We start from the raw sequence: 13,721 nt of genomic DNA, 5'->3' as shown, positions 1-13,721 counted from the left end.
AATGATGAATTCAAATGAACTTCCAAGGCGAGAAATTAAAATCAAACCGATTGAATATATAAAAAAGCAAACACCAGAAAAACAGCAAGAAGAAACTGTTGAGAGTGTTTTAGTGAATGTCGGGCAAGCAAAAGAAGAACTAAAGCAATTAGAACAACAGAAGGCTGCAATGCTTGCTAATGTACAGGATGAGATTAATAGAGCAAGGGAGAACTGGAAAGAAGAAAAAGCAGCACTCATGGAATCGGCACAGGAAGCTGGATACGAAGCTGGTTTTCAAACAGGAAGAGAAGCGAGTATGAAAGTATATGCAGCTGAGATTGCTGAAGCTAATCGTATCGTCGAACTGGTGAAAATGGATTATCAAAAGACTTTAGAACAAACAGAAGACGTTATTATAGACATAGCCATTCATACAGCGGAAAAAATTCTCGGCGAAAAGCTAAATGAAGCGCCTGAAAAGTTTTTGAAAATAGTTAGATTAGCATTAAAAGAAATAAGTGATCAGTCTGTTGTATCTATCTATCTTCATCCAGCTAATTACGAAACGGTTTTAATGCAAAAGTCTGAACTGAAACGTATGTTGGAGAAAGATACGAAGCTATCACTATATATTAATGATGAGTTACAGGAAGGTAGTTGTCTAATTGAACATCCATTTGGGCAAATCGATGCTTCCGTTGACACTCAACTTGAAGCAATCCGCAACGCCTTAAAAGAATTAGTAATGGAGCATGAATCATGATAGTAGCAGATTACATCCAAGCAATTGAAAAAGCTGATCCTTACAAACGATATGGAATGGTTTCTCGTGTCGTTGGAATTATGATTGAATCAGTTGGGCCTGAAGCGAATATTGGAGAGGTTTGTCACATTCATTCTGCGACAAAAAGACGGGAACCGATCCTAGCTGAAGTAGTAGGTTTTAATAACGAAAATATTATTCTTATGCCCTACAGCGAAGTGACGGAGATTGGACCGGGCTGTTTAGTAGAAGCGACTGGTAAGCCTTTGACAATTAAAGTGGGTAGAGGGTTAATAGGTACGGTTGTTGATTCATTAGGTAACCCGCTTGACGGATCTCCATTACCGAAAGGATTATCGAATTATTTGACAGAGCAATCCCCACCTAACCCGCTCGAAAGACCACCAATTCATGAAGCGAATCAAGTTGGTGTAAAAGTGATTGATTCCCTGCTCACAATGGGGAAAGGTCAACGTGTTGGCTTGTTTGCAGGAAGTGGTGTGGGGAAAAGTACTTTGTTAGGAATGATTGCTAGAAACAGTAACGCTGATGTTAATGTTATTGCCTTAATCGGTGAGCGTGGAAGAGAAGTGCGGGAATTTATCGAGAAAGATTTAGGGCCGGAAGGATTAGCTAAATCGATTGTTGTTGTTGCAACATCCGACCAACCAGCACTTATGCGCATTAAAGGTGCTTATACTGCTACCGCCATTAGTGAATATTTTCGTGAACTCGGATTCCAGGTAAACTTGTTAATGGATTCTGTTACTCGTGTTGCCATGGCCCAACGAGAAATTGGTCTTGCTGTCGGTGAGCCGCCAACAACGAAAGGATACACTCCATCTGTCTTTTCCATCTTACCTAAGTTGCTGGAGCGAACAGGAACGAATGCATTTGGAACAATTACCGCCTTCTATACGGTTCTCGTTGATGGGGATGATATGAATGAACCGATTGCGGATGCTGTACGGGGAATTTTGGATGGACACTTTGTAATGGACCGGAAGTTAGCAGAACGCGGACAGTATCCGGCAATAAATGTATTGAAATCAATCAGTCGAGTCATGAACCAAATTGCGACCCAGGAGCATAAAGAAATCGCAGGAGAGATACGTTCCTTGATGGCAATTTATGAAGAAAATAGTGAACTCATCCATATTGGTGCCTATAAAAAAGGATCCAATCAAGAAATTGATCGAGCCATCGCGTATTATCCGGTAATCCAACGTTTCTTAAAACAAGATGTCCATGAATACAAAACATTAGAGGAAGCGATTGACACGATGAGTCAGATTATTAACGGAGGAATGTCCTGATGTCACAAACAGTCTCATTAACAAAGGTCTTGCACGTTCGAGAGAATGAGAAAAAAGTTGCGCAGAAAGCATTTTTGAATTCACAGGAAGCTTTCGAAAAAGTAGCTACAAAGCTCTACAATCTCCTTAAGAAAAAAGAAATAGCGGAAGCATCCTACGATGAATTTATCCAAAGCATGACACCGCTCGAGCGGATAAAGGAACAAATTGCGTATATTGAGAAATTGAACGATGCAATCATTCAATTACAACGAGAAGTTCAGTTTGCAAGAAAACAAATGGAGCAGAAACAACAAAGTTTAACCGCCGCTTACATCGAAGTTAAGAAATTCGAAAGCATTATCGAAAAAAGAAAACAGCAAGAAGTAGAAAGAACAGCAAAGCTTGAAAAAGCGTTTATGGATGAGATATCAATTAATCAATTCTTAAGTAATCAAAATAGGTGAATAAAATGGCCAGGAACGTTCATAACGAAAAAAAGAAAATAAATCCAATCCTCTGGCTGTTGTTTGCGGTCATTATTCCTCTTCTCATTGTCATTGCTATTATTGTTGTCATCTTAAACTTTTCCGGATTCAGTGTAATCGATTGGACAAAGGAGAAAGGGAGCGAGCTTCCAGTTATCTCAAATTTTATAACAAACCCAGAAGAAGATGCATTGGATGAAGAAGTTTCCCGTTTAACAGAAGAACTGGAGACAAAAACAATCGAAGTCGAACAATTGGAAGCACAGATAGCTGATTTAGAAATGACAATGGATCAAAGGGAGCAAGATGCAGCTCGTGAGGAAGCAACAAACGCACCGGATGAATCTGCGGACGAAGACGCGGAGAATGAAACAATAGAGGAGATAGACGAATCTTTAAGGGATATGGCAAAAACATTTGAAGAGATGAAAGCAGCAGGTGCTGCAGCCATTCTCGGCAATATGGATGAGGAACAGATTGTGCTTATCTTAAGAGAGCTTCCGAATGACGCGCGAGGCGATATTTTACAAGCAATGGAAGCAGAGCTTGCCGCAACACTTGCTGCGGAAATGCTTGATTAATGCACTTCTACCACGCATTAATGGTCTGTAATCCTTCCCACTTTTAAAGATGAGGGAAACCCAAAAGGTAAAGCTGGGGGGATAAACAGTCCGTAAATCCCTGATTCTGTTCAACTAACATTCGGTGCGGGAGGTAAGGAAACCCCCAACTGAATAAAGTTTATTTTACCTTTGAAAGGGGGTGAAAAAAATAGAAGCCAAAATGACTTTATGGAAATGGGTTGCCTTTATGGATTATCCGACTAAAACGGAGTCATCACCTACAGAGCCGGCTGAATTAAAAAATGGGTCTGATTTCACTGAAATGCTTGATGAGAAAAGGACAGAATTTACAAAGGCAAAACAAGAAAAACCTGTTGCGGAGCAAGATGAATTACTTGAAATGATGCGCTCTATCTTTGTGAAGACGGATAAAGAAGATTTGCTATCTTTGCTCGTTGAGTTGGAAGAAATCTATGATGTTTCTTGGAAAGACATGCTAACTGCTGATAGAAGAGCTGACACGGAGCTTCGCGAAACACTTCCGAAAAAAGAAGTTGCGGACGAACATCAGTTTGATAAAGATATAGTGTTTTCGAAAGAGGAACAGCATCGCTTGGATGACTTGATACAATCATTACCGATAACAACTGATAAAGAAGATGTATTATCTTTACTTGCCGAACTGCAAGAAACCAATGATATTTCTTGGAAGGCACCGCTGCCTGCTGAGGAAAGAGCTGACATGGAGCTTCATGTGACGCCACCAAACAAAGAAATGGCGGACGAACATCAGCTTGTTGCAAAGGTAGAGTTATCAGAAGATGAACAGCATCGCTTAGGTACATTGATTCGCGCCCTTTTCGCGAAGACAGAAAACGAAGAAGTGGACAAGTTCAATGTTTTTGTTCAGGAAGAGGCTGAGGAGCCTGTTGAAAGCTTACAAGAAAATAATACGAAGTTTCCAATCGGAGAAGCGTACTATTATCCTGAAAATGTCAAAGGACATACTGAAGAGAAAAATGATCGTGCAGATAGCTTGGTTGAAATCATGCCAAAGACTGATCTTGTTGAAACCATTCTGACCTTGATTCATTCATTGCCTAAACAAGTGAAGGAAGAATTGCGCGATTTATTCACAAGTGAAATGGAACAGATTCCTGAATTTGATTCGGTACAAATAGCAGAAGGACTTCCACAGAACTTCCCAAACAACATTACCGTAAATCGTCCAGTAGATTTTCCAGAACTGGAGAGCGAAGTAAATGAGTTGTTCGCAAAAATTGAACAGCAACTCATGCAGGTCAAAACACAAGAAGACGCAGTAAAAGCTGCTCCGAAAGTTCTTGAGTATTTAATGGCCTGGCAACAATTGAGTGGAAAAGCAGGTAATCACACTGAATTAATGCCGTTAGTCATAAGGGGAGGCAATCAGCAAACACCGGTAATGTGGCAAGATCTCGTAAAACTCTATCAACAAAAGATGAACTTTCATACAAAAAGTGTCTATGCACTTGAATCAAAAGTAACGAATACAGATATTGTCCGTTGGCTCAGCAATACACTGAATATGACGGTCCATCAAGAACAGCCGATTGCAACACCTCAAGCCCAAACCGTGCAAATGCCGATTTCACAAGTAGAACAAATGGTTATCCAGCTGCCGCAGAACTCGGATAACAATCAAGCGGGAAAAGCCTTGCTGGAGCAGTTCAACCGATTCATTGATACGAAAAGCCTAGCCTCCCAGCAACTAAAAGGGCAGCTTGCGATCACTTTAAAGCCGGCAAACCTAGGCGAAATGCTCGTACGCTTTACCCAAGTTGACGGAGAAATGCTTGTAAAAATCATGGTTACAACGAAGGCCGCAAAAGAGATGCTTGAAGCGAACAGCCAGCAATTAAGGCATATGTTTGCGCCGCATCAAGTTGTGATTGAAAGAAACGATCCGAACGTACAGCAGGCGCAAGCAGCTTATAAAGAAGAAGGTCAAGCGGAGAAACAAAAGCAAGACGATCAATCATCATCTGGTAATCAGCAAGAAAAGGATGATAACGAAACATTCGCCAGCCTTTTCGACGAATTGATTTTAAATGAGAAAGTGTAGGTGAAGACATGTATAAAATTGATCCATCCTTATACTTATCTAATCAGCCAAAGACGAGAGAGCCAAAGCCAGATCTTGATAAAGAAGGTTTTATTAAAATTCTTATCGCACAGCTCCAGGAACAAGATCCAACTGCGCCGATGAATAGCCAGGAAATGGTGGCACAAATGACACAACTTTCATCTTTAGAACAGATGATGAATATGTCTAGTTCCATCGAAATGCTTGTCCAAAGTCAACTTGTTTCACCAGTGATTGAATATAGTCATATGATTGGGAAGTTTGTTTCCTATGAATTGGATAATGGGGACTCGGAAGAAGAAATTGCACATGAAACAAAAACGAGCCAAGTGGTTGCGATTAGTCAACAGGATGGTTGGGCGATACTTGAGCTTGAAAATGGCGATAAGATTTATGCAGATGCTGTTATAGAAGTAAGAAATAAATGATTAAAAAGAGATAAAGAGGATGTGAATGGTCATGGATCACCGCATACACCAAATACCGAAGCAAGCATTACATTTTCCTAAACCCATTCCGCCAAAGCAAAAGACACCGAATGTTTCTTTTAATGAAATTTTAACGGAACAGCAGAAGTTAAAAGTGAGCAAGCATGCGTCAGATCGAATCAAGGAAAGGAACATTGATATACCAGATGAGCTTTGGCAAACCATTGGAGAAAAAGTACAAGAAGCGAGGCAAAAGGGTATTACCGATTCATTAGTCGTATTAAATGATGCGACCCTATTAGTCAGTGCAAAGAATAATACCGTTGTAACTGCATTGAATCGGCAAGAAGCACGAAACCGGATTTTTACGAATATTAATGGAACAATTTTAATTGATGAATAGGCTGGACCTCACAGGAAGCCTTAAAAGCTATCGACTGATTGACATAGCTTACTAAAATATAATGGATAATAAAGGAGAAAAAAATTATGTTACGTTCAATGTATTCAGGTATTTCAGGTATGAAAAACTTTCAAACGAAACTAGATGTCATCGGGAATAACATCGCCAACGTCAGTACTCCGGGATTTAAAAAAGGCCGGGTTACATTTCAGGAAATGATGAGTCAGACAACGTCAGCCGCACAAGGTTCAACAGAGACTCGGGGCGGTAAGAATGCTTCCCAGGTTGGACTAGGCTCACAACAAGGAACAATTGATAATATCCACACACCTGGGTTCCGCCAAACGACAAATAATCCGCTGGACCTTTCCATTCAGGGAGATGGATATTTTGTCGTTGAATCGAATGATGAAGTTTTTTATACAAGAGCGGGAAACTTCTACTTAGATGATGAAGGATATATTGTCAATGCCGATGGCTACTATCTATTGGATACAACTACTGACGTTGTTAATGGGAATCTTGAAGAATCACGAATACACATTTCAGAAGACCAAAGCTTTAACATTTTACCAAACGGAACTGTGGAGATTATCGCTAGCGGTGAGGATGGAGAAGAGCAAGACCCTCAAGTTATCGCAATCGCTACGTTCTCTAATCCATCTGGCCTAGAGAAAGAAGGGGGCAACTTATACAGAGCGACAGGAAGTTCTGGAGAAGCTGTTATTGTAGCACCGCAATCAGCGGATAGCAGTGCGCAAATCATCAGCAACTCACTTGAGATGTCCAACGTTGACTTGGCAGAAGAATTCACAGAAATGATTTCCGCACAGCGTGGTTTCCAAGCGAACACAAGAATTATTACGACATCCGATGAGATTCTTCAAGAGCTTGTTAATCTAAAACGATAATAAGGAGGAGGGGGTGACTGGCGATGCGCTTCGTCACTCCCGCCAAATTTATGATTGAATTAAAGAAATTAAATGGTGAACTGTTCACTCTGAATGCAATTTTGATTGAGCAAGTCCAAGCGCTGCCAGATACGACAATTACCCTAATTAATGGCAAAAAGGTAATCGTTCAAAACACAGTAGCTGAAGTACTTCACGTAACAAAAATGTTTTACAAGGAAATTGGCTTGCAGCAAGTTTATAAACAAGTAGGTGACCAAAATGAGTAGATTAGTAAAGGTTATGATCACTTCTCTCGCAATTCTTTTAGTCGGGGCAATTTCCGTTTTGATTGTCGTATTGAATGTGGAAGGCGCAGAAGAGTTATCAATTGATAAAGTCGTAAAGTATTCTTATGAGACAGAGGAAATCGTCACCGATCTGCAGGATGGAACTTTTGTCCGAATTCAATTCCGGATTTTAACAGATGGAAAAGAAGCCCATGAAGAAATTAGTTTACGAGATTTCCAATTAGTGAATATACTGATTAAAGAACTTGCATTGATGGACGAGGAAGCATTTAAAGAGGGATTAGGCGATCTGGAAGCAACGCTTAAAGACAGTTTAAATGAAGTGATGACAGAAGGTACGATTACCGATGTATACACAATCAATAAAATACTTCAGTAAAGTCTCCCCCTAGAGGAGGTGTGGAATGAGATGGAAGAAATACTGTCGCAAAATGAGATTGATGTACTGCTTTCGGCAATTACATCAGGAGAAATGGATGCAGAAGAACTGAAAAAAGAAGAAGAAGAGAAAAGAATTCGAGTCTATGATTTCAAACGGGCATTACGATTTTCAAAAGACCAGATTCGCAGTATTTCCAGAATCCATGAAAACTATGCCCGAATGCTCACAACTTTTCTTTCTTCGCACTTACGAACCTATGTACATATTGCAGTAACCTCGGTCGATCAAGTACCATACGAAGAGTTTGTACGGTCCATCTCCTCGCTGACCGTATTAAATATATACAGTATGGCGCCATTAAAAGGAAGCTTGGTTATTGAAATCAATTCCAATGTAGCTTACGCGCTACTTGACCGAATCTTAGGCGGAAAAGGAACTTCCGTTTCCAAAACGGAAAGTTTAACCGAAATTGAAATTTTACTACTGAAACAAATTTTTGAAAAAGCGACTTATAATTTGAAAGATGCATGGTCTTCTTTAATTGAAGTCGAACCAGTTCTGGAGGAGTTTGAAGAAAATCCGCAATTCATCCAAATGGTGGCACCGAATGATACGGTTGTTGTCGTGTCAATGTCGGCTGCAATCGGAGAAACGACAGGCATGATTAATTTATGTATTCCGCATACATTGCTGGAGCCGATTATACCAAAGTTGTCTGATCATTATTGGATGGATCATACTGCAGCAGAACCAGATGAAGAAGCTTACCGGAAGTTGAGCAGTAACTTGCAAACTGCTGAAGTGGATGTTCAGGCAATTCTCGGTGAAACAACCATTTCGATTAATGAGTTTTTGAAATTGCAATTGAATGATGTTATAGCACTTGACCAGCAGATAGAAAATCCATTGTTGCTTACGGTGAACGAGGAACCGAAATTCTTTGTTCAAGCTGGTAAGCATAAGAGAAAGGCTGCGGTTCAAGTACTTGAAGAAATTAAAAAGGGGGTAAACACCCATGAATGACGGTATGTTATCTCAGGATGAAATTGATGCACTTCTTAGTATTGGTGAAGAAAAAAACAAAGCACAAGAACCTGATAATCAAGCTTACTTATCCGAAATGGAGATTGATACAATTGGTGAGATTGGGAACATTTCTTTCGGAAGTTCCGCTACAACGCTATCGACATTACTCAATCAGAAGGTGGAAATCACTACTCCCTCTGTAAGTATTATCGAAAATGAAGAGCTCGCAAAAGAATTCACTTTTCAGCCGGTCAGTATCCAAGTCGATTATACGAAAGGGTTCACTGGAAGAAATATCCTTGTCATCAAAGCGACAGATGCAGCTATTATTGCTGACATTATGCTTGGAGGAGACGGGAAAAATCCCGATGAAACCCTTCCGGAAATTTACATGAGTGCTGTTCAAGAGGCGATGAACCAAATGATGGGAACAGCGGCAACAAGCATGTCTTCTGTTTTTAATAAAAAAGTAGATATATCTCCGCCAGCAATCATTGAAGGATCAATTGAATCGGAAGCAAAAGAAATTTTTCAGGAAGATATTTATGTAAAAATATTTTTCCGACTTATTGTTGGTGACTTGATCGATTCAAATATGATGCAGCTTATTCCTTTAGGTTTTGCGAAAGAACTGGTGAATGATTTGCTATCAGGGGATGTCGAGAATGTAGAAGAAACATCACAGGCTGCCAAGGAAGCTGCTGCAACGAGCACACTTGAAGCTCCGCCGGAAAAGACGTTTACAGAGGCTGAACGAGCCGGGGAATCCGTCCAGGTACCGGGAATGCAAAGAGAACAAGCGCAATCCAATGCAGGTCAAGTTCAGCCGAATGAACCCCAGCATCTTGGACATACATTTGATCAACAACATGCAACAATTGAACAAGCTACGTTTTCAGCGTTTCAGCCTGCACCACTCACGCAAAATGAGCAGAATAATCTAGATATGTTGCTCGATATACCACTCAAAGTGACCGTGGAATTAGGGAAGACGAAGAAAACAATCAAAGATATTCTTGATTTATCACAAGGTTCGATTCTGGAATTAGATAAGCTTGCCGGAGAACCGGTTGATATATTAGTTAATGGAAAATTGATTGCAAAAGGCGAAGTCATCGTTATTGAAGAAAACTTCGGTGTAAGGGTAACGGATATTATCAGTCAGTCCGACCGAATCATGAAACTTAAATAAATTGTCGTAGGAGGATTAAGAAATGGCTAATAAAATTTTAATTGTGGATGATGCAGCATTTATGCGTATGATGATAAAGGATATTTTAACGAAAAATGGTTATGAAATTGCTGGAGAAGCTCAGGACGGTAGAGAAGCGGTTGAAAAATATAAGGAATTGCAGCCTGACCTTGTCACAATGGACATTACAATGCCAGAAATGGATGGGATTACTGCTTTGAAGGAAATTAAAGAAATAAACCCTGACGCCACTATCATTATGTGTTCAGCAATGGGACAACAGGCTATGGTGATAGATGCGATTCAGGCAGGCGCAAAAGACTTTATCGTAAAACCATTCCAGGCTGATCGTGTATTAGAAGCTATTCAAAAAGCATTGAGCTAAGCGCGGTATGGGTATGGAATCTATCGTTAGGTATGTCATTTTCGTTCCGGTCGTATTATTTATCTTATTTGGAAATGTTAATGTTTCACTGGCAGCACCAGGATATGTTGATGAATGCCTGGAAAATCCGGAACACTGTGAGGAATCACTGACAGAAGAAGATAACGGGGGTAATCCGGAACTGCTGCAACAAGAAGAACCTGAATCCTTATTCTTTCAGATTGTTCGACTTGTGTTTGCGTTATTGCTCGTAGTAGGACTGATTTATGTTTTTCTTTACTTTTTAAAAAGAAGAAATAAATTCGGGAATCGTATTAAAAACCTGGAAAATGTCGGAGGTATATCAGTTGGGCAGAATAAAACAGTGCAACTGATTCGATTAGGTGACAAGCTTTACCTAATTGGTGTCGCTGAAAATATCACCCTGCTGGAAGAAATTGAAGACCCGATATTAATGGAAAATATTATGAAAGCAAAAGAAGAACAAACGGAACTGGATGCAAGTAATATATTTTCTTCTATTTTGAAAAAGAATCGGAAAGAAGAAGAGAAAGAAAGTCAATTTAACCAACTGTTTAACCAAGAATTAAATCGTCTGCAAAGAAACCGAAAATCTATTATTGATAAACATAAGGAAGATAGAAATGAATGAATTTATAGAGATATTTTCCAGTTCAGATCCTACAAATATATCAACTTCTGTTCGTTTGATTTTGTTGCTGACGATTTTTTCGCTTGCACCTGGGATTTTAATTTTAATGACAAGCTTTACGAGAATTGTCATCGTGCTTTCATTTGTTCGTACATCCCTTGCAACACAGCAAATGCCGCCCAACCAGGTGTTAATTGGTTTAGCATTATTCCTGTCGTTCTTTATTATGGCGCCTACCTTCCAAGAAGTGTACGATGACGCGCTCGAACCATTATTCGCCGAGGAGATTACCTTGGATGAAGCTTATGAGAGTGCTAGTGTCCCAATGAAAGAATTCATGGCACAACATACGAGGCAAAAAGATCTAGCATTATTTTTAAATTATACGGAAGCTGAACCGCCTGAAACAGTGCAAGATATTCCGTTAACAACGTTGATCCCCGCCTTTGCAATCAGTGAGCTTAAAACCGCTTTTCAAATGGGGTTCATGATCTTTATTCCTTTCCTCGTAATTGATATGGCAGTTGCAAGTATTCTTATGTCAATGGGGATGATGATGCTTCCGCCGGTAATGATTTCACTCCCTTTTAAAATTCTTTTATTTGTTCTTGTTGATGGTTGGTATTTGGTTACCCATTCATTACTTACCGGGTTTTAGCGTGAATCTACTGGAGGAAGGTGTTCTATAATGACGAGCGAATTTGTTTTGGCCCTTGCTGAGCGCGGTATCTATACGATTTTACTTGTAGCAGGTCCACTGCTCATTTTAGCTCTTGCAGTCGGCTTATTAGTAAGTATTTTCCAGGCAACGACACAAATTCAAGAACAAACATTAGCTTTTATTCCAAAGATTGTTGCAGTCTTAATCGGACTCGTTTTCTTCGGACCATGGATGTTGCAGACGATGATGGAATTTGGTGCCGATATATTTCAAAATTTGAACATATTTGTAGGGTAAGCAATGCTCGAATTAATTGATTTAAACCAACTGCCAATCTTATTACTTGTTTTTGTTCGTTTGCTATCATTTTTTATCGTAATCCCATTATTTTCTTATCGGACGATTCCGATGCCTTTCCGCCTCGGATTCAGTTTCTTTTTAGCATTAATACTTTTCCAGACAATTGATTCATCCATTTTTGTGCTGGACCATACATATATTTTTCTCATTATGAAAGAGGCGCTTGTAGGATTACTGATCGGGCTGATTGCATTCATCATTGTCTCTGCATTGCAAGTTGCTGGAGGGTTTGTTGATTTCCAGATGGGCTTTGCAATCGCCAATGTCGTCGATCCGCAAACCGGGGCACAAAGTCCATTAACCGGACAATTCTTTTATATGATTGCTCTTTTGTTTCTACTTGCAGTGGATGGGCATCATTTGATTATAGATGGAATCTTTACAAGTTATCAATTCATGCCGATCGAAGCCTTTATTCCATTTCAGGATGGATCGATTGCAGAATTCGTCATTCAAACATTTAACTACATGTTTATTATTGCGTTTCAAATGGCAATTCCCATTGTCGGTACGTTATTTCTTGTCGATATTGCACTTGGGATTATTGCACGTACTGTCCCGCAATTGAATGTATTTGTTGTTGGTTTGCCGCTTAAGATTTTCGTTAGTTTTATGGCAATCTTAATTTTCCTTTCCCTCTTTATGACTGCAGTAGAGAATTTGTTTGGTACCATGCTTCAAACGATGCGGCAATTATTGGGGATTTTCGGAGGTGCTTAGCATGCGATTAATAATGGATTTGCAGTTTTTTGCTGGTGAAAAAACCGAAAAAGCAACCCCGAAAAAGCGCCAGGATGAACGAAGAAAAGGGCGGGTTGCAAAAAGTCAAGATATTAATACCGCTATATTACTTGCTCTTTGCTTTCTTGCTTTGTTCATTTTTGGTGGATTTATTCTTGAAACAATGTTGCTGTTCTTTATTCAGGCATTTACAAACTTCATCCATTGGGATGTGACGGTAGAATCTGTGGCCGCGGTACTGAACGGGGCAGCACTTGAAGCGGCAAAAATGCTTGCACCAATTATGTTGATTGCCGTGATTGCAGGATTTGCTTCCAACCTCATCCAAACAAGAGGTTTATTGTTTTCAACGGAACCGTTAAAGTTTGATTTGAAGCGAATTGACCCGATTCAAGGAGCGAAACGAATCTTTTCCATTCGAGCATTAGTCGAGCTTTTAAAATCCTTTTTAAAAATCACCTTTATTGGTGCAATTACCTTCACGGTGATTTGGATATATAAAGACGAAGTGCTGATGCTTCTGTTTACAAATGCAGAGAGTGCACTTGCGTTATTTGGAAGGGTTGCAATTATAATGGGGTTCTCAGCAACGGCAGCACTTCTTTTCTTAGCGATTCTCGATTATTTTTATCAAAGATTTGATTTTGAAAAGAACATGCGGATGTCGAAGCAGGATATCAAAGATGAGTATAAAAATATGGAAGGTGACCCGCTGATCAAATCGAAAATTAAAGAAAAGCAGCGGATGATGGCCGCAAGACGGATGATGGCAGAGGTGCCGGAAGCAGATGTTGTGATCACTAACCCTACCCATTTCGCAATTGCTTTAAAATATGATGAAGATAAGGCGAGTGCACCTTATGTGGTTGCTAAAGGTGTGGACCATACCGCACGAAGGATTAGAGAAATTGCCACGCAACATGATATAGCAACTGTAGAAGACAAGCCCCTAGCCAGGTCGCTTTATAGCATCGTTGAAATTGGGGAAGCAATACCGGAAGATTTCTATCAGGCAGTGGCGGAAATATTAGCCTATGTGTATCAAATGGATAATAAAGCGAGATCTTGAGGAGA

18 protein-coding genes are annotated in these 13,721 nt (G+C 39.9%); all 18 read left to right on the top strand.

Features of this window, described 5'->3' with window-relative positions:
• Nucleotide 1: 1 nt before the first annotated feature.
• The 18 genes from fliH (at nt 2) to flhB (ending at nt 13,716) form a co-directional block, all read left to right on the top strand.
• A complete protein-coding gene (fliH, locus tag L3V42_RS07780) occupies nt 2-745 on the top strand; it encodes a flagellar assembly protein FliH (RefSeq protein ID WP_235761702.1) in 744 nt (247 codons plus the stop codon).
• Nucleotides 742-2,061 (top strand): flagellar protein export ATPase FliI, encoded by a 1,320-nt coding sequence (gene fliI / locus L3V42_RS07775; RefSeq protein WP_238471715.1) that lies wholly within the window; start codon nt 742-744, stop codon nt 2,059-2,061. Before fliH ends, fliI begins: the two co-directional genes overlap by 4 nt.
• Nucleotides 2,061-2,507 carry a flagellar export protein FliJ gene (fliJ, locus tag L3V42_RS07770; protein ID WP_235761565.1) on the top strand — a complete coding sequence of 149 codons (447 nt, stop codon included), beginning with the start codon at nt 2,061-2,063 and terminating at the stop codon, nt 2,505-2,507. The genes fliI and fliJ overlap by 1 nt, the downstream gene beginning before the upstream one ends.
• Before the next feature lie 5 nt (nt 2,508-2,512).
• Nucleotides 2,513-3,109: a magnesium transporter MgtE N-terminal domain-containing protein gene (locus tag L3V42_RS07765; RefSeq protein WP_238471714.1), complete on the top strand. Its 597-nt coding sequence runs from the start codon at nt 2,513-2,515 to the stop codon at nt 3,107-3,109.
• Between the two features lie 202 nt (nt 3,110-3,311).
• Complete coding sequence (locus L3V42_RS07760) at nt 3,312-5,195, top strand: flagellar hook-length control protein FliK (protein ID WP_238471713.1); 1,884 nt, start codon at nt 3,312-3,314, stop codon at nt 5,193-5,195.
• A gap of 8 nt (nt 5,196-5,203) precedes the next feature.
• Complete coding sequence (locus L3V42_RS07755) at nt 5,204-5,644, top strand: flagellar hook capping FlgD N-terminal domain-containing protein (RefSeq protein WP_235761562.1); 441 nt, start codon at nt 5,204-5,206, stop codon at nt 5,642-5,644.
• A 31-nt stretch (nt 5,645-5,675) separates the two neighbouring features.
• Nucleotides 5,676-6,047 (top strand): TIGR02530 family flagellar biosynthesis protein, encoded by a 372-nt coding sequence (locus L3V42_RS07750; RefSeq protein ID WP_238471712.1) that lies wholly within the window; start codon nt 5,676-5,678, stop codon nt 6,045-6,047.
• An 86-nt stretch (nt 6,048-6,133) separates the two neighbouring features.
• Nucleotides 6,134-6,958 (top strand): flagellar basal body rod protein FlgG, encoded by an 825-nt coding sequence (gene flgG / locus L3V42_RS07745; RefSeq protein WP_235761560.1) that lies wholly within the window; start codon nt 6,134-6,136, stop codon nt 6,956-6,958.
• 23 nt (nt 6,959-6,981) lie between these two features.
• Nucleotides 6,982-7,227: a flagellar FlbD family protein gene (locus tag L3V42_RS07740; protein ID WP_310739774.1), complete on the top strand. Its 246-nt coding sequence runs from the start codon at nt 6,982-6,984 to the stop codon at nt 7,225-7,227.
• Complete coding sequence (locus tag L3V42_RS07735) at nt 7,220-7,627, top strand: flagellar basal body-associated FliL family protein (RefSeq protein WP_238471711.1); 408 nt, start codon at nt 7,220-7,222, stop codon at nt 7,625-7,627. Before L3V42_RS07740 ends, L3V42_RS07735 begins: the two co-directional genes overlap by 8 nt.
• Before the next feature lie 30 nt (nt 7,628-7,657).
• Nucleotides 7,658-8,653 carry a flagellar motor switch protein FliM gene (fliM, locus tag L3V42_RS07730; RefSeq protein WP_238471710.1) on the top strand — a complete coding sequence of 332 codons (996 nt, stop codon included), beginning with the start codon at nt 7,658-7,660 and terminating at the stop codon, nt 8,651-8,653.
• Nucleotides 8,646-9,848, top strand: a complete 1,203-nt coding sequence (gene fliY, locus L3V42_RS07725; RefSeq protein WP_235761557.1) for a flagellar motor switch phosphatase FliY — start codon at nt 8,646-8,648, stop codon at nt 9,846-9,848. The genes fliM and fliY overlap by 8 nt, the downstream gene beginning before the upstream one ends.
• A gap of 22 nt (nt 9,849-9,870) precedes the next feature.
• Nucleotides 9,871-10,233, top strand: a complete 363-nt coding sequence (locus tag L3V42_RS07720) for a response regulator (RefSeq protein WP_235761556.1) — start codon at nt 9,871-9,873, stop codon at nt 10,231-10,233.
• A 13-nt stretch (nt 10,234-10,246) separates the two neighbouring features.
• The gene (locus L3V42_RS07715) at nt 10,247-10,885 is read left to right on the top strand and encodes a flagellar biosynthetic protein FliO (protein WP_235761555.1); all 639 of its coding nucleotides are present in this window, start codon (nt 10,247-10,249) and stop codon (nt 10,883-10,885) included.
• Nucleotides 10,878-11,543 (top strand): flagellar type III secretion system pore protein FliP, encoded by a 666-nt coding sequence (gene fliP, locus L3V42_RS07710; protein ID WP_235761554.1) that lies wholly within the window; start codon nt 10,878-10,880, stop codon nt 11,541-11,543. The genes L3V42_RS07715 and fliP overlap by 8 nt, the downstream gene beginning before the upstream one ends.
• Before the next feature lie 30 nt (nt 11,544-11,573).
• Nucleotides 11,574-11,843 carry a flagellar biosynthesis protein FliQ gene (fliQ, locus tag L3V42_RS07705; RefSeq protein ID WP_235761553.1) on the top strand — a complete coding sequence of 90 codons (270 nt, stop codon included), beginning with the start codon at nt 11,574-11,576 and terminating at the stop codon, nt 11,841-11,843.
• A 3-nt stretch (nt 11,844-11,846) separates the two neighbouring features.
• Nucleotides 11,847-12,626 carry a flagellar biosynthetic protein FliR gene (gene fliR, locus L3V42_RS07700; RefSeq protein WP_235761552.1) on the top strand — a complete coding sequence of 260 codons (780 nt, stop codon included), beginning with the start codon at nt 11,847-11,849 and terminating at the stop codon, nt 12,624-12,626.
• 1 nt (nt 12,627) lies between these two features.
• Nucleotides 12,628-13,716, top strand: a complete 1,089-nt coding sequence (gene flhB / locus L3V42_RS07695) for a flagellar biosynthesis protein FlhB (protein ID WP_235761551.1) — start codon at nt 12,628-12,630, stop codon at nt 13,714-13,716.
• Nucleotides 13,717-13,721 lie beyond the last annotated feature (5 nt).

The sequence above is a fragment of the Oceanobacillus alkalisoli genome, assembly GCF_022213125.1.
In the GTDB taxonomy this organism is placed as follows: domain Bacteria; phylum Bacillota; class Bacilli; order Bacillales; family Amphibacillaceae; genus Oceanobacillus; species Oceanobacillus alkalisoli.
This window is presented reverse-complemented; position numbering and strand designations above follow the sequence as displayed.

Bases quoted from the DNA above. Each gene is read 5' to 3' on its own strand.
- fliH (WP_235761702.1), top strand. From the start codon at position 2: ATGATGAATTCAAATGAACTTCCAAGGCGAGAAATTAAAATCAAACCG.
- fliI (WP_238471715.1), top strand. From the start codon at position 742: ATGATAGTAGCAGATTACATCCAAGCAATTGAAAAAGCTGATCCTTAC.
- fliJ (WP_235761565.1), top strand. From the start codon at position 2,061: ATGTCACAAACAGTCTCATTAACAAAGGTCTTGCACGTTCGAGAGAAT.
- L3V42_RS07765 (WP_238471714.1), top strand. From the start codon at position 2,513: ATGGCCAGGAACGTTCATAACGAAAAAAAGAAAATAAATCCAATCCTC.
- L3V42_RS07760 (WP_238471713.1), top strand. From the start codon at position 3,312: ATGACTTTATGGAAATGGGTTGCCTTTATGGATTATCCGACTAAAACG.
- L3V42_RS07755 (WP_235761562.1), top strand. From the start codon at position 5,204: ATGTATAAAATTGATCCATCCTTATACTTATCTAATCAGCCAAAGACG.
- L3V42_RS07750 (WP_238471712.1), top strand. From the start codon at position 5,676: ATGGATCACCGCATACACCAAATACCGAAGCAAGCATTACATTTTCCT.
- flgG (WP_235761560.1), top strand. From the start codon at position 6,134: ATGTTACGTTCAATGTATTCAGGTATTTCAGGTATGAAAAACTTTCAA.
- L3V42_RS07740 (WP_310739774.1), top strand. From the start codon at position 6,982: ATGCGCTTCGTCACTCCCGCCAAATTTATGATTGAATTAAAGAAATTA.
- L3V42_RS07735 (WP_238471711.1), top strand. From the start codon at position 7,220: ATGAGTAGATTAGTAAAGGTTATGATCACTTCTCTCGCAATTCTTTTA.
- fliM (WP_238471710.1), top strand. From the start codon at position 7,658: ATGGAAGAAATACTGTCGCAAAATGAGATTGATGTACTGCTTTCGGCA.
- fliY (WP_235761557.1), top strand. From the start codon at position 8,646: ATGAATGACGGTATGTTATCTCAGGATGAAATTGATGCACTTCTTAGT.
- L3V42_RS07720 (WP_235761556.1), top strand. From the start codon at position 9,871: ATGGCTAATAAAATTTTAATTGTGGATGATGCAGCATTTATGCGTATG.
- L3V42_RS07715 (WP_235761555.1), top strand. From the start codon at position 10,247: ATGGAATCTATCGTTAGGTATGTCATTTTCGTTCCGGTCGTATTATTT.
- fliP (WP_235761554.1), top strand. From the start codon at position 10,878: ATGAATGAATTTATAGAGATATTTTCCAGTTCAGATCCTACAAATATA.
- fliQ (WP_235761553.1), top strand. From the start codon at position 11,574: ATGACGAGCGAATTTGTTTTGGCCCTTGCTGAGCGCGGTATCTATACG.
- fliR (WP_235761552.1), top strand. From the start codon at position 11,847: ATGCTCGAATTAATTGATTTAAACCAACTGCCAATCTTATTACTTGTT.
- flhB (WP_235761551.1), top strand. From the start codon at position 12,628: ATGCGATTAATAATGGATTTGCAGTTTTTTGCTGGTGAAAAAACCGAA.